We start from the raw sequence: 15,749 nt of genomic DNA, 5'->3' as shown, positions 1-15,749 counted from the left end.
TCTAGGCACCGGTGTTCCCGCCATTCACGATCGCGATGACACCACGAACCGAATTAGCTGATTTCTGCAGCGCCTCTTTCTCCTCGGCTGACAGCTCCAGCTCGAAGATCCGCTCGATCCCATCGCCGCCAAGAATAACAGGCACGCCCATGAACAAGTTATTGTAGCCGTACTCGCCTTCAAGCAGCGCAATAACGGGTAATATTCTTTTCTTATCTTTCAGTATCGCTTCGGTCATCTGCACGAGCGAAGCAGCAGGCGCATAATAGGCGCTGCCGTTGCCGAGCAAGTTGACGATCTCGCCGCCTCCGACACGTGTTCGCTGCACAATGGCCTCAATTCGGTCAGCCGGAATCAGCTTCTCGATTGGGATGCCGCCGACGTTCGAATAGCGTACGAGCGGTACCATATCATCGCCGTGACCGCCGAGCACGAAGCCTCGAACGTCCTCAGTTGAAACGTTCAGCTCTTCCGCAATGAACGTGCAGTAACGTGCAGTGTCGAGGACACCGGATTGGCCGATGACTCGATTTTTCGGGAATCCAAGTGACTGATACGCAACGAAAGTCATCGCATCGACCGGATTAGAGAGGATGATGACATAGGCATCCGGGCTAGTTGCTTTAATGTTCTCACAGACGGATTTGACGATGCCGGCATTCGTGTTCACCAAATCGTCGCGGCTCATACCAGGCTTGCGCGCGATACCTGCCGTAATGATGACGACGGAAGAGTCCTTCGTGTCCTCATAGTTGGAAGTACCGATGATTTTGGAGTCGATGCCTTGAACAGGTGTTGATTCCATCATGTCCAGTGCTTTCCCCTTCGTCGGATTCTCCAGCTGCGGAATATCGACAAGGACAACATCGCCAAGCTCTTTCTGTGCGAGCATCAAAGCCGTCGTCGCACCGGTAAACCCCGCTCCAACAACAGTAATCTTATTACGTCTAATCGCCATCGTACACTACCTCCTAAAGTTTAGGATTAGTTTCCCCGATTGCAACCTTCATTATTGATCCTTATCGCGCTGTTCTGTGTTTATGTCTTTGCCGCCTCGAGCGGCCACCATGCTCAAACCTATTATAGCGTGCAAAAACCGCAATAGCGAATGCTATGCGGTTCTTGCGAAAGCGATACACGTACCACTCTATATAGCGTATGTCTAACTCCAACGTTATACCTTCCGGTGTCCAGAGGGTGGTAACCCTCGGGGTCCCCCTCCTTGGAGGGGGATAGTCCGAAGTTTTATTGTGAGGAAAGAGATACGTTATTCGATACGAAGTCCGAAACTACAGGTTTTTAATAATTTCGTCAGCGAACGCCGAACATTTAACTTCTGTTGCGCCTTCCATCAGACGAGCGAAGTCATAAGTCACTGTTTTGTTGTTGATTGCTGTTTCCAGACCTTTGTAGATGGAATCAGCAGCTTCTTGCCAGCCAAGGTGCTCAAGCAGCATTACGCCGGAGAGGATAACCGAACCTGGGTTGACAACGTCAAGGTCAGCGTATTTAGGCGCAGTACCGTGAGTTGCTTCGAAGATCGCATGGCCAGTCAGGTAGTTGATGTTCGCGCCCGGTGCGATACCGATACCGCCAACTTGTGCAGCCAGTGCGTCGGACAGGTAGTCGCCGTTCAGGTTCAGCGTAGCGATAACGTCGAAGTCCGTTGGACGAGTCAGAACTTGCTGCAGCGCGATGTCCGCGATTGCGTCTTTAACGATCAGCTTGCCAGCAGCTTCTGCTTCTTTTTGCGCTTTGTTCGCAGCGTCAGTGCCTTCAGCTTCTTTAATGCGGTCGTATTGACCCCATGTGAATGTTTGGTCAGCGAATTCTTGCTCAGCGACTTCATAGCCCCAAGTTTTGAATGCACCTTCAGTGAATTTCATGATGTTGCCTTTATGAACCAGCGTCAGCGATTTACGGCCATGCTTCAGCGCGTACTCGATTGCTGCGCGAGCAAGACGCTTCGAACCTTCTGCAGAAACTGGCTTGATGCCGATACCCGAAGTTTCTGGGAAGCGGATTTTGTTAACGCCCATTTCATTTTGCAGGAAGGAGATGACTTTCTTAACAGCATCGGAACCTTCTTGGTACTCGATACCAGCGTAAATATCTTCAGTGTTCTCACGGAAAATAACCATATCTACTAGCTCAGGGCGTTTTACCGGGGAAGGCACGCCGTCGAAGTAACGAACTGGACGCAAGCATACGTAGAGGTCAAGCTCTTGGCGAAGCGCTACGTTCAGGGAACGGATACCGCCGCCGATTGGCGTAGTCAATGGACCCTTAATGGCTACGATATATTCACGAATTGCAGTCAGCGTATCAGCTGGCAGCCATTCGCCGTAGTTATTGAATGCTTTCTCGCCGGCAAATACTTCGTACCAAGCGATCTTCTTCTCGCCGCCGTATGCTTTCTCAACTGCTGCATCCAGAACGCGCACGGATGCTTTCCAGATGTCACGGCCTGTGCCGTCGCCCTCGATGAAAGGTACGATTGGGTTGTTTGGCACGTTTAGTACGCCGTTATCGATTGTGATTTTGTCGCCCATAGTTGGCAACGCGAATTTTTCGAGTTTCATGGTTTGAAATCCTCCTATAATTTGAAGTTCGTATAATCGCTATACATAACATGACGGGAGCCGGCTGTCCGCGCATGCTTCGCGCTGGCAGTCGGCACCCCGTCACGACAAGGCCGCTAGTACTAATTAACGCTCTGCAATCGGAGTAACCTTTTGATCTACTGGACCTGTGTACTCGGCACGCGGACGGATCAAGCGGTTGTTCTCGTATTGCTCAAGAATGTGCGCTGTCCAACCGGAGCAACGGCTGATCGCGAAGATCGGCGTGAACAAGTCGCGTGGAATTTGAAGCGTTGTATAAACCGATGCGGAGTAGAAGTCAACGTTCGGCTTCAGTCCTTTTTGACCGGTTACCAGCTCTTCAATTTTGACGGACATTTCGTACAGCTCCATGTTGCCTGTCAACTTGCCAAGCTCACGGGACATCTTCTGCAGATGCTTTGCACGCGGATCGCCGCCTTTGTAAACACGGTGACCGAAGCCCATAATCTTATCTTTGTTCGCCAGCTTCGCATTGATATAAGATTCAACGTTATCGAACGAACCGATTTCTTCGAGCATCACCATAACAGCTTCGTTCGCGCCGCCGTGCAATGGACCCTTCAGAGCGCCGATTGCCGAAGTTACGCCGGAGTAGATGTCCGACAACGTAGCAACTGTAACGCGCGCTGCGAAAGTGGAAGCGTTCAGCTCGTGGTCTGCATGAAGTACAAGTGCTTGGTCAAGCGCTTTAACCGCAACTTGATCCGGCTCTTGGCCTGTCAGCATGTATAGGAAGTTGTAAGCGATCGATACGCCGGATTTCGGCGCTACTGGCTCTTGGCCTTTACGAATGCGGGCAAAAGCAGCAACGATCGTCGGGATTTGCGCTTGAAGTTTGATTGCTTTCCTAATATTCGCTTCTTGCGACATATCGTTAGCGGATTCATCATACAGCGCCAAGCTCGAAACAGCTGTACGAAGCGCCGCCATCGAGTTTGTGTTGCTTGGGTAAAGCTTGATTTGTTCCAGCACTTGTGCCGGTACTGCTGCGTATTCGCTAAACTTCTGAATCAGTTCGTCCAGCTCGGATTGATTCGGCAGCTTGCCGTACCAGAGTAAGTAAGCCACTTCTTCAAAAGAAGCGTGCTCAGCAAGATCGTCGATGTTGATCCCGCGATATGTCAGTACGCCATCGATGATGGAGCTGATCGAGGATGTCGTTGCGACAATACCTTCCAGACCTTTCGTTACTGTCATGTTTCTCTCTCCTTTAACCTCTGTTTATTTAAAATAAATGGAGTAACGTTAACAATAATTGGATTCGAGTTCCACAATCGTCGCTTTAATCATATCGGATTTTGACCAGGAAGTGAACAAAATCGGACATAAAATTGCTTTATCGGCACCATAAAGGTTTTTTCTTCTACTTAACCTGCATTGATTTTTCCCTAAACATTTCACTTTTACCCGCGCAAAACAACACTTTATTGCGGTTGTTCCAAATGGTAAGATGTGCAGTATAACAAGACTGGCTTTACGCCTCTTAAGGGGGAATCTCGAATGACAGAACAGCGCATAGGCATCATTGATATCGGATCCAACTCGATTCGGCTTGTTGTTTATGAGCGTACAGCCGGCGGAGCTCACCGCGCTATTGACGGCAGCAAACATTCCGCACGTCTCAGCGAGCAGCTCGATGATAACGGAGCACTTCCTGAGCCATCTATAGATGAATTGGTCGAGCTGGTCAACCATTTCCGGCTAATTTGCGCTCATCATCGCACCGGACATATTCGCGCCGTAGCAACGGCAGCGATTCGCAATGCAACCAATCAGGAGCATATTCTTCATCGCATTGAAGCGGAAACCGGCCTGCCAATCGAGCTGTTGTCAGGCAAGCAGGAGGCCGATTACGGCTACCTCGGCATGATCAACTCTATGGTGATTGAGGACGGATTCTTAATCGACATTGGCGGCGGCAGCACAGAAGTATCGCTGTTCAAAGGTCGTAAGCTTGTGCAGGCCGTTTCGTTCCCGTTCGGCTGCGTCAGCATGACGAAGCGTTATGCCAAAGGCGGGATGCTGACCGATCAGCAGCTCAAGGACCTTGAGAAACATATTGAAGAAACAGTGGAGCAAGAGCCGTGGCTGCGCAACGCGCCGAACTTGCCGCTGGTCGGCATTGGCGGTACCGTTCGTGCGCTTGGAAAGGTGCATCAAGCCCATGTCAGATATCCGTTCCCAAGTACGAATAACTATCCGCTTGATTCTGCTTCGACCGACGAGCTGTTCGAGCTTATGCGCAAACAGCCATTGGATAAGCGAAGCAAAATACCTGGCCTGTCCAAAGACCGGGTCGATATTATCGTCCCGGGGATTGCCATCCTGCGGGCGATCTTCCGTGTCACGATGGCATCTCATTATGTCGTATGCGCAGCCGGCCTTAGGGATGGATTGTTCTATGCTACCCGTTTCCCGGATCGTCCGCGACTCGATGATGTTGTTACATACAGCGTGAACAATCTCGCTGCCCTTCACCCGGAAGCGCCGATGCAGCACACTTCGCAAGTCAATCGCACCGTGCTGAGCCTGATTGATCTGCTTGGAGCGGAATTGCCCGATTCAGACCGGGCACGCCAATATCTCGATATCGCTTCCATCCTGCATCGTATCGGTGCGAGCATCGATTATTACGATTACAAGAAGCATACCTTCTATCTGATGATCAACTCGCATATTAATGGCTTGTCGCATCGGGAGCTTCTCATCACTTCCTTGGTAGCTTCCTATAAAGGCAAAAGCCGAGTGAAACAGACAGCAGCCGCCTATAAGCCGCTGCTCAGCGAAGAAGACGTTGACACGGTATGCAAGCTTGGCGTCGTGCTGCAGCTCGCCATCGCACTCGACCGCAGCGAAACGCAGGCGATCGGCAAGCTGAGCATCGAAGCATCCGGCGGCAAGCTTCACTTGCGCGCGCTTCGTGCCGACGGCATGCTCGCGGTCGAACGCAAAGAGGTCGATTCGCTCGCGAGCGACTTCAAGAAGCAGTGGAACTTAACGCCGATTCTGTACCCGCCTGATTACCGGTAGCTCTTCCATTTGCGAATATTTTTCGCAGCGAACTGGCTTCTAAGGGCAGGTTCATCATTCCGCACCGACTCATAGCTACCGTCGGATTGCAGCTCGCGAGCCTTACGATTATCGTCCAAATTGAGCTTAAGCACGTTCATGAGCGTATTGCGCAATTTGGCATCGAACACAGGGCACAAGAGCTCAATCCGGCGGGTCAAGTTACGAGTCATCCAATCCGCGCTGGACAAGAACAACTCCTCGTCCCCTCCGTTATTGAAGTACATAATCCGGGAATGCTCCAGGAACCGGTCTACGATACTAATGACCCGAATATTCTCACTCTGTCCAGGCACGCCAGGACGAAGGCAGCATACGCCGCGCACGATAAGCTCGATGCGAACACCAGCTTGCGATGCTTCATACAGCTTATCGATCATTTCCTGATTCGACAGGCTGTTCATCTTCGCGATAATATGCGCCGGCTTCCCTGCTGCAGCATGTTTCTTCTCGCGATCGATCAGATCGAACAGCTTATCTTTCAAATCTGTAGGGGCTACGCCGAACGCTTTCCACTCATATGGCGAGGAATAGCCCGTAACTTCATTGAACAATGCGGATGCATCCGCTCCGATGATCGGATGTGAAGTGAACAAGCCGATATCGGTATAGAGCTTCGCCGTACTGTCATTATAGTTACCTGTGCCAACGTGGACATATCGGCGCAGCATGCCTTGCTCTCTGCGCACGACGAGTATAATCTTCGCATGCGTCTTCAAACCTACGAGACCGTATACGACGTGACAGCCTGCTTTCTCCAGCTGACGTGCCCAGGCGATGTTCCGCTCCTCGTCGAACCGTGCTTTCAGCTCCAGCACAACCGTCACCTGTTTGCCCGATTCGGCCGCCATCGCAAGCGCTTGAACGAGTGCGGATTGACCGCTGACCCGGTAAAGCGTCATTTTGATCGCGAGCACATCGGGGTCATGGGCTGCATCCGTCACGAAATCCGTAACGGCATCGAACGACTCATACGGATGGTAGAGCAGCACATCCTCTTGGCGAATGACAGAGAACATATCATCTTCGTCAAACTCATGCGGATAGACGGATTCAATTCGTTCGAACCGAAGATTGTCATAGCCAGGCACCGCAAAAGCAAACTTCATCAAGAAGCTTAGGTCCAGCGGCCCATCAATTTCAAACACATTCTCGCCTTGCTCGAGCTCTTCGTTAAGCATTTGCAGCGCATAAGGATGCATGCCCTTGCCGTACTCAAGCCGAACGGGAAGACCCCATCGGCGACGGCGCAGCTCCTTCTCAATCTCTTCGAGCAAATCTTCCGCGCCTTCTTCGTTCAACGTTAAGTCCGCATTACGAGTTACACGGAACGGGTCGACCGCAATCGTCGTATAACCGTTAAAGAGCGTGCTAATATGCCGCTCAATTAACTCCTCGAGCAGCAGAAATTCATTCTTCTTGCTATTGACGCGGTTCGGAAGCTGTATGAACCGGGATAGAATCGATGGCACCTGTACAATGGCGAAGAATGGCTCCTCTTCATCGGGCATATTCTCGCGGCCGAGCAGTACAGATAGATAGAGCTCTTTCGTATGAAGCAGCGGGAATGGGCGGCTTTGGTCGACCGCCATCGGCGTTAATACAGGAAAGACAATATCCAAGAAGTAGTCGTCGACCGCTTTCAACTGCTGAGCGTTAAGCTCGTCGATCTGGCGGAAGCAGATGCCTTCTTTGGATAAGCCGCGAAGCACTTCACGATAGGTTCGATATTGGTCTGCTACCATGAGGTCTGTACGCTTCATCAGACGTTTCCATAGCCCTGCAGGTGAATAGCCGGTAAAATCTCGCTTCGTATACCCAGCCTTCATCTGGTCTTGGATGCCCGCTACGCGCACACTCATAAATTCATCGAGGTTGCTTGAGACGATCGCCAGGAATTTGGCACGCTCCAATAACGGATTGTCTTGATCCTGCGCTTCCTCCAGCACTCTGCGATTAAACTCGACCCAGCTCAAGTCGCGGTTTACATAGGGCGACAATGCTTTGTTCATTTGTGTAGTCCTCCTGCTTGTCGAATAATACAATTATGAAGTACCAATGTTCGTCACATGTTAACGATTTGTAAACAAGGCGTAAAGTTGTCCGGACTCTCGTACATTTTTGGTAAATGATTCATCGGCTATGCTACAATTAATCAATAAGAAGTCCGTTCAGTTGAAATACTATACCGCTATGCATTTTATAAGGAGTGATCGTTAGATGGATCGTGTCATTTGGAAACGGGTATGGCGCGCGTTTCTGCTGCTTATCGGACTGATAGGCGCAGTGCTGGCTGTTATCTATGTAACGCCTCTCGTATATCCTTTTTTACTCGGCTGGCTTCTCGCTTATGCCATTAATCCGATCGTTAACATGCTGAACCGGAGACTGAAGCTGCCGCGGTGGATTGGTGTCACTCTGACGCTGCTTGTCTTCGTCGCAGCGATGCTTACCATAGTGTCCGCTCTCGTGACGCGCATCGTTGTCGAAATCATACACTTGTCGAAATCGCTCAGCAACTCTATCGACTGGTGGAGTGATGAATTCAAGTCGATTGCCGCCTCGCCGGAAATTCAAAACCTGATCGACAAGCTCAATTCCTTCTACGATGCCAATCCGAACTATCACGAGACCATTAACGCCCGAATATCCGATACGGCCAATTTGCTCGCACAAACAAGTACCAATATTATAACCTATTTCTTAAATGGTATTGTGAATATTATTACTTCCTTGCCAAATGTAGCCACAATCTCGGTAGTCGTTCTGCTTGCCGCATTCTTCATATCGAAAGATTGGTCCATTTATGTCAAGCGGATGACGAACTGGTTCCCGGAACAAATCAGACAATCCACATCCGTTGTCTGGGTCGACCTGCAAAAAGCTTTATTCGGCTACTTGCGCGCCCAATTTATTATGATTTCAATTACGGCCATTGTGGTAACGATCGGCTTGCTCATCATCGGTGTCGATTATGCGATTACGATAGGAATGCTCATCGGCCTCGTCGATCTGCTGCCTTATCTCGGTGTTGGCGCTGCGATGATTCCATGGATCGCGTATACGTTCATCTATGGTGAAGTCTCGCTTGGTATAAGCTTATCGATCCTCTACGGGATCATTCTGGTCTGCAGGCAAATGATCGAGCCGAAGGTACTCGCAAGCAGCGTCGGGCTCGAAGCGCTGCCGACACTAATCGCGATGTTCGTCGGGCTTAAGCTGTTCGGCGTCATCGGCCTCATTATCGGGCCCGTTTCACTTGTCATACTGTCAACGATACATAAGGCAAATGTGTTTCGAGACCTGTATTCGTTCGTCGTCCGAGGGCCTAAATGACCGGCTAAATGAACAACCAAATGAACTAGAAAAGGACCTCAGACACCACCATAAAGTGGCGTCTGAGGTCCTTTCTTTCTTAACTATTCCAAACCAAGCAGCTTGTAGATGACTTTCGCGCTTTCCGCGCGTGTCGTGCTGCCTTTCGGATCGAAGTGCCCGCCGTCTATCCCGTTAAGAAGACCAAGCTTAACGCCCGCTTGAACCGCATCCCTCGCCCAAGCACTGATCATCTCTGCATCCTTGAAGACTAGCTCCGCCCCGCTTCCTTCCTTGTTGCCATTCTTCGCTTCGTACGCACGAATAAGCATGCTTGCCATTTCCTCGCGAGTAATCGAATCATTCGGCGCGAATGACGCTGCACTGCGGCCGTGAACAATGCCAGCTTCCGCCGCTGCCGCCACGTCACCGGCGTACCATGCGCTCGCAGGTACATCTTCGAAAGCAGCTGGCTTCGCTGACTTCAGCTCCAAAGCGCGTACAAGCAATGCCGCGAACTCCGCACGCGATACGCTGCGGCCCGGCTCGAAGCGCCTCTCTTCTGTCCCGTTCACGATATGCTTCGAAGCCAGCTCTCTTACCATCGACGCCGCCCAGTGCGAGAGCGGGACATCAACGAACGATTTGTCGTATTCCAGAGCCGCATAGCTGGAGAAGTGAACCACTTCCACAGTCATCGTACCATCTGCGTTCAGCTTGCCTCCCACATATTCGAGCTTACCGTTATCCGCAATATAGTAGATACCCGTAAGCTTCTTGTTCGCGTCGCCGTTCAATTTGAACGTGAGTGTAATCGGCTTCGTAAACTGACTGAGCACTGCTGTTTCCTTACCATCTGCGCCTACTTGCGCGAGACGGAAATCATAAATTTCCGAAGCGCCTTGCAAGTGCGTGTCAGCTTGATGGTCCAATCTATTCAGAAGCTCTTGCTTCGCTTGACCGCTCAGTGGTTTCATCTGCAGCGAAATACTGCCGCCTGCAGACGGCTGACCGCCAAGCGCAATCAGCTGGCTCAAGTTCTCGCTCGGCACAGCAATGACGACATCTCCTTGTCTGATCTCGAGCTGCTTGCCTCCGAGCAGAGCGACTGTATTCGCAGGAAGCACCACTTGGCTCTTGCCTTCTGCGCTCAGCACGACGTTACCGTTATAAGAAGCATTGCTGATTGCTGTCTGCAGCTGTGTCTCCGTGAACGTCACTTTATTTGCATCTGTACGAGTGTTGTGATCATCTGGAGGCGATTGCGGTGTGCCTGTATCATCGCCTTCTCTTGTAATCTCAAGCTTCAACGTCTTCGTCGCCTGGCTTGCGCGGCCAGCATCCGTATACCACGGCAGCCCCAGCGTCTCGTCACTCGGCTCGATATGCAGCGTGAATGTGTTCTTACCCACCTTAAGTGGAACATTCTCTACGAGTACATCACCCGTTGCACTCATCTCAGATGGCTTGATTGGGGTACCGTTAATCGTAAAGTCAACACCGTAAGGAACGTTCGCTTTTAGCGTAAAAGTATCTTCATCCGTCGTATACGAAATGTCATCTCCATACGAAATCCGAGGCATCGTCACAATCATCGGCATATCTACCCAGCGCAGAACGTAATCGTCCACAACCATCGTGTTGCCGCCTTGGTTCTTGATCGTGAGCTGCATATTCGTATCTGTCGATGAGTAAGCGTAATTGCCGGAATCCACGGTGTCATTCGCAAGACGGGCATGCGAAGTCAATGCCTCTGTCTCCCAAGTACCTCGGGTATATTTATACTGAATAGACTTGCCGGCCATCATTTTGAAGCTGTATTCCACAACATCGCGTGTTGTCGCACCGCTTGGCACGCTCAGCTTATAACCCGACGAATTCCAACCGTTCAGATCGCCTGCCAAGTAGATATCGTCTTGAACCGGCGTGTAGCTTGGCAGATGAACGCGCAGCTTCACATCAACCATGACAAGCTTAGGCGTGACGGACTGATCTCCGGAGAAAGCGCGATTGTACGCTCCATCTACTGCTGCCACTTTATACGTGTAAGCCGTATCGTTACTCACCGTAAAATCTACATAGGATTTCGCTGTGTTATCGGCAGTCGCAATCCGTGTGTACTCCGAATCCGCCGTTTTGCGATAAATCTCGTAATGATGCGGCGTCTCCCCCGACTGTGCGGCGGTCCAATTCAACTGCACGCGATTCGACTCCGTTGTAATGTCGGCGAGCAGAGGTGCTTCCGGCGCAGTCGTATCGTTACTGTCTGCATATACATCGACATAGGACTGGGTCGACTCAGAGAAGGTGAATCCATTATCGCTCGATACTTGGGCGAAGAAATAGTAGGCGCCCGTTTCTATCGGCTCAAAGGAAGCCCAATATACTTTCCGACCATTCTCCGTGTCCTGCTTGTAACGCAGCTTCGTCGTTTCTGCCTTTGCCTTATCCGTGCCTTCCTTGTAGTAAACAAGGCGTGCGATGAGGTTTGGCGCTTCTTTGGAGGCATACGTTGAACTGTCAGTCAATCCCGGAATGTTGACCGTTACCTCGATCTCTCCAGTCTTATGTCCAACCCCAAGCGTGACTGGAGCGGATTGTTGCGTGATGGCAACTCCCTCGATTGTAAAAGAAGGCGTCGCTGACGCATATTCGCTTAGCAGACTCTCACCACTGTCCGTAACGGCGGTAACGGTGTAGTAGTACTTCTTGCCGTTCTCCACGGTTGTATCCGCCCATGTATTTCCATCCGCGTGACCTGCGAAATCCAATTGTCCGCCTTCAATCGCGGCGCGATATACATTATAGCCCGTAGCATCGTCGACAGCGTCCCATGTCAGCGAAACCTCGCCATTGCCTCCAACTGCAGCTACATGCAGCACTTGTGGAACTAGCGCAAGCTCCGTCGTTGACGACATCATCAGACCTGACATCGCTTTCACGGTCAACGCAATAACGCCGCCTGAAACCGTTCCTTCCATGTTGCTGCCCAGTTGATCTGCAAGTTTCAGCCCTTCCGGCAAGAACCCGGCAACATTCGCCTGAATCGTAACGTCCGATGTGCCTCGGTTCACGACGACAAGACCCGCATGCTTATCTGTCTTGCGCGCATACGCAATGACATCGCCCTGATTGTATGCGTTCTTCAGCTCGCCTGTGCGGAATGCTTCATTGTTCTGGCGAGCATTGGCTGCTTTCTGGTACGTGTCAAACAACGATGCATATTTGCCAACGCCGGCATAATTGCCACTCGCGCCAGACACCCGTTCCCATGGGAATGTACGGCGTGAATCCGGGTCCTTCGTGCCTGTCAAGCCGACCTCATCGCCATAATAGATTGTAGGTGCGCCTGGGTACCCCATTTGGAAAATAGCTGTGAGCGCCTGCATCTTAAGTGCTTTATCCGATGCTTCAGGAGCAATCGCCAAATGCTCTTCTTCCCACTCCGGCTTGTCATATTTCGTAATGGAGCGGATCGTATCGTGGGAATCAACCAGATTCAGCATCACTTGCCATGCCTCAGCCGGATAATCCTCACGGATCGATTCCAATGCGTCGTTGAACTGCTTGGCATTGCCGCTAATAATGAAGCTTTGCAGCGCGCCGCGGAAACGATAGTTCATAACCGAGTCGAATTGATCACCGAGCAGGAAACGAGTTGCAACTCCCCACTCTTCGCCAAGAATGATCGGATCCGGAACCTTGTTGCCGTTGCTGTCCGTGCGGCCAACCGTAGATTTGACAGCTTTGCGGAACTGCTCCCATGTACCGGAGGATACGTCAGGCGCAACGTCAAGACGCCAGCCGGTTGCCCCCATCCACTCCCAGCGCTGCGAGTTGGCTTTCTGCATCATCGCTTCCGCCTCTTCGTCGGACTTGCCGTTCAAATCATGACCGATTACGAGATCGCGATAGCCTTGCACGTTCCACTCGTGGTTGCCGGGCAGCCCTTCGCTGTCGCCTTCCGACGCTTGCGGTGCATCAATGACAGGCAACGAATCATAGCCCCACCAGCCTTCATATTTGTAGTGCCCATCTACCTGCTCATTCGAAACCGTAAACCAGTTGGTGAAGTCAAAATCAGCAGGGTACGCATAATGCTTCCCCGTTGCAGGATTAATCTGAGCCGTAAACGCGTTGATCGTCTGCTGCTTCGCCTCTTCGAGCGTCGCACCATTCTTGTTCACTTTGTCATACACCTTCGCCCAGAACTCGTATGCGCCGATTTCGGGATATTTCTCATAGCGGTCGAAGTAGATCGAGTCATCTCCAACGTGGTTGAACACGCCGTCTACGATCAGCTTGAAGCCCATTTCGCTCGCTTTCTTCGTGAAGTCCGTGAACACTCGGTCCGAAGCAACGCGTGTTGCTTCATAGTTCAGTCCCGAGGTCGGGTCTCCCGGAGTATTGTAAACCGGCTCTCCGAACATTGGATCAAGATGCTGGTAGTCTGTCGCATCATATTTATGGTTAGAAGCCGCCCAGGCGATTGGGTTGAAGTAAATGACATTGACGCCAATCGATTTTAAATAGTCAAGCTTCTGCGAAGCGCCCTCGATGTCGCCGCCATAGAATTCATTCGTCCATAAGCCATCGGTAGTCGCCCCTGGGAAATAAGGCTGCTGCTCCGGCGTCGTCCGATCCGGGTTCTCTGGCACGTCAGACCAAGTTCCATCTACCTGACCCGATGCTGGATCGTTTGGAACTCCTCCGTCAAAATATTGCAGCTTGTGACCATTCTTCTCTGTCAACGTCTCGCCCGGCAGTACATCGCCGCCGCGGTAGCCGTCAACGAGCTTGGAACGATTGTTCGTTTTGTCGCCATCCATGAACCGATCAGGGAATATTTGATATACAACCGCATTCTTCATCCAATCCGGCGTGTGAAAATCTTTCTCGTAAACGGTCAAATCATACGGGAGCGCGCCTTCGTCCGCCGATGCGCCGCTGCCGCCGCGTGAACTGTCATCCCCGTATTCCACCTTCGAAGGCCCGTCGATGAGAATAAATTTGTATCCCCATACGCCAATGCCTTGGAACGTTGAAGCCGGAATCGTTACTTCCCAATAATCCTTATCATTGAACGAAGTTGCCTTATGCATATCAAACGTCGAAGCAAGCCCTTCCGGGTTGGTGAGCTCGGCGCGCACGATCTGTGCGTCTCCAGCCTCTGCAGCAATGCGCAGGGTCACATCCTCCGAGCCTTCCTTGATCGCGCCGAAAGGCTTCTTGTACGTAACCGAGCGGGAGTCGAACACCAGCTTGTCGCGATGAATCATGCCATCGAATTGACTATCCGCCGGCTTATAGTTCGTCGTAATGGTACGGTCTGCGAGTACCGTCGAGAACGTGACGTCCGCGAGATCAAGCGTTTGAAGAATGAAATCTTCATTGCCCGTGCCATAGTTATTCACATTCCCATCCCAGTCATCGCCCTCTACAATCTTCATTGCATATCGGCCTGCCGGAAGCGTCCGCTGCAGCTTGAACAGCGAGCCGTCGAAATTATAGTCGACGAACATTTGCTTCGCTTTGTCAGGTGACCATTCCGCCTCGCCGAATACTTTCTGGATATCACCTACAAGACGCGGCCAATTCGCGGCATCTATCGAAGGCACATATTGCGCAGCACCCGCGACATTCGGCAAGCTGATCCGCACCTGACCCAGCTCATCATTCACGTAGAAGTTCACTTTCGTCTGAGCCGCTAGGGTAAAGGAGATGTTGTTGCCATTGTTAGAATAGCCGTCCCATGTCCCTTGATGTACGACTTTGAACTCATACTGGCCGGCATCCAACACGGTCGAATAGGCGTAGAATTCGCCGACGAGATGCTTCATCTGCGTTTCTGTAGAGCCGTTGCTCCAGCCCTGGAAAGAGCCGACAACAACCCATTTGTGGTTGCCGCCCGGCTGATCGACGAAGGTATCCGCCGCAACAGAGGACACCGGCGGCGTTCCGACAGTTATTTTGTTATTGCCGCCCGAGATGTTGCTGTTCGTCGGATCGTTGAACCAAATATCTGGCAAGCCATCCGCTCCCGAAATGAACTTATAAGAATAAACGCTGTCAGCGAGCGTGTCGGTCGTGAATTGATAAGCATCCGATACGAGCGGCATTTCATGCTGCACGCCAAACGCATTCGTATCGAAGCCGCCCGCCACCTTGAGCTTCGGCGTATAAGCAAGATGAATGTTGCTGTCCTGATCAGATGTGATCGGTAAATCAGAACCGTCCATCATATTCCCGTTCACAATAAACTTGTAAACGTATTCATGATTCGGCGAATCAACAGCGATATCAGCCGTATAAACGCCATCTCCGTCTTCATCGTTCAGCGTCACTGCCGGATCGCTCCAGTTGTTATAACTACCTTTCGCCGATATCGCGAGCGCTGCTTTCGGAAGCACAAAATGAATTTTCCCGCCCTCCGCGTACGTTGCAGCACCAGCATCTGCTGCTGCCTGCTGCGGTAACATGCCAACTGCTTGCACAACCACAAGAATAGATAATAAGAGTGGTGCCCAATAACGCCGACCGCATATGATTGCAAAAGCTCTCATTTCTTAGCCTCCCTGTTGAAATTAACGATGTCGAGTGGGGTTTCCATAAATGGGTATATCATCCTAACTTTTTGAGAAAACGTTTGCACAAATTGACGAACAAACCCCTTTCCAGAGAATTTTTTCCATGCTTCGCCTTTTATGCCGGAGAACTTACAGCGATTGACAAGACTGTTCG

General features: G+C 51.2%; 7 protein-coding genes. 2 read left to right on the top strand and 5 right to left on the bottom strand.

Translation table 11 applies throughout. From position 1 onward, the window contains the following. Position 1: 1 nt before the first annotated feature. The 3 genes from mdh to citZ all read right to left on the bottom strand — a co-directional run bounded on the left by mdh (position 2) and on the right by citZ (position 3,821). Positions 2-958 carry a malate dehydrogenase gene (mdh, locus tag A8990_RS15425; RefSeq protein WP_116189936.1) on the bottom strand — a complete coding sequence of 319 codons (957 nt, stop codon included), beginning with the start codon at positions 956-958 and terminating at the stop codon, positions 2-4. 331 nt (positions 959-1,289) lie between these two features. Beyond that, positions 1,290-2,582 (bottom strand): NADP-dependent isocitrate dehydrogenase, encoded by a 1,293-nt coding sequence (icd, locus tag A8990_RS15420; RefSeq protein WP_116189935.1) that lies wholly within the window; start codon positions 2,580-2,582, stop codon positions 1,290-1,292. Positions 2,583-2,708: 126 nt separating this feature from the next. Continuing rightward, positions 2,709-3,821, bottom strand: a complete 1,113-nt coding sequence (gene citZ, locus A8990_RS15415; protein WP_116189934.1) for a citrate synthase — start codon at positions 3,819-3,821, stop codon at positions 2,709-2,711. Between the two features lie 303 nt (positions 3,822-4,124). On the opposite strand from citZ, the gene A8990_RS15410 reads away from it, so the two are divergent. Continuing rightward, the gene (locus A8990_RS15410) at positions 4,125-5,654 is read left to right on the top strand and encodes a Ppx/GppA family phosphatase (protein WP_116189933.1); all 1,530 of its coding nucleotides are present in this window, start codon (positions 4,125-4,127) and stop codon (positions 5,652-5,654) included. On the opposite strand, the gene ppk1 is transcribed toward A8990_RS15410, so the two are convergent. After that, complete coding sequence (ppk1, locus tag A8990_RS15405; RefSeq protein WP_116189932.1) at positions 5,645-7,705, bottom strand: polyphosphate kinase 1; 2,061 nt, start codon at positions 7,703-7,705, stop codon at positions 5,645-5,647. The genes A8990_RS15410 and ppk1 overlap by 10 nt on opposite strands. A gap of 208 nt (positions 7,706-7,913) precedes the next feature. On the opposite strand from ppk1, the gene ytvI reads away from it, so the two are divergent. Further along, positions 7,914-9,029, top strand: coding sequence for a sporulation integral membrane protein YtvI (gene ytvI, locus A8990_RS15400; RefSeq protein ID WP_116189931.1), 1,116 nt, complete (start codon positions 7,914-7,916; stop codon positions 9,027-9,029). 83 nt (positions 9,030-9,112) lie between these two features. Here ytvI and A8990_RS15395 read toward each other — a convergent pair whose 3' ends face one another. Further along, the gene (locus A8990_RS15395; RefSeq protein WP_116189930.1) at positions 9,113-15,571 is read right to left on the bottom strand and encodes an alpha-amylase family glycosyl hydrolase; all 6,459 of its coding nucleotides are present in this window, start codon (positions 15,569-15,571) and stop codon (positions 9,113-9,115) included. Positions 15,572-15,749 lie beyond the last annotated feature (178 nt).

Origin of the sequence: Paenibacillus taihuensis, assembly GCF_003386535.1 — a bacterium.
GTDB classification, from domain to species: domain Bacteria; phylum Bacillota; class Bacilli; order Paenibacillales; family Paenibacillaceae; genus Paenibacillus_Z; species Paenibacillus_Z taihuensis.
Note: the sequence above shows the minus strand (reverse complement) of the source record. Positions and strands in the feature narration are given on the sequence as shown.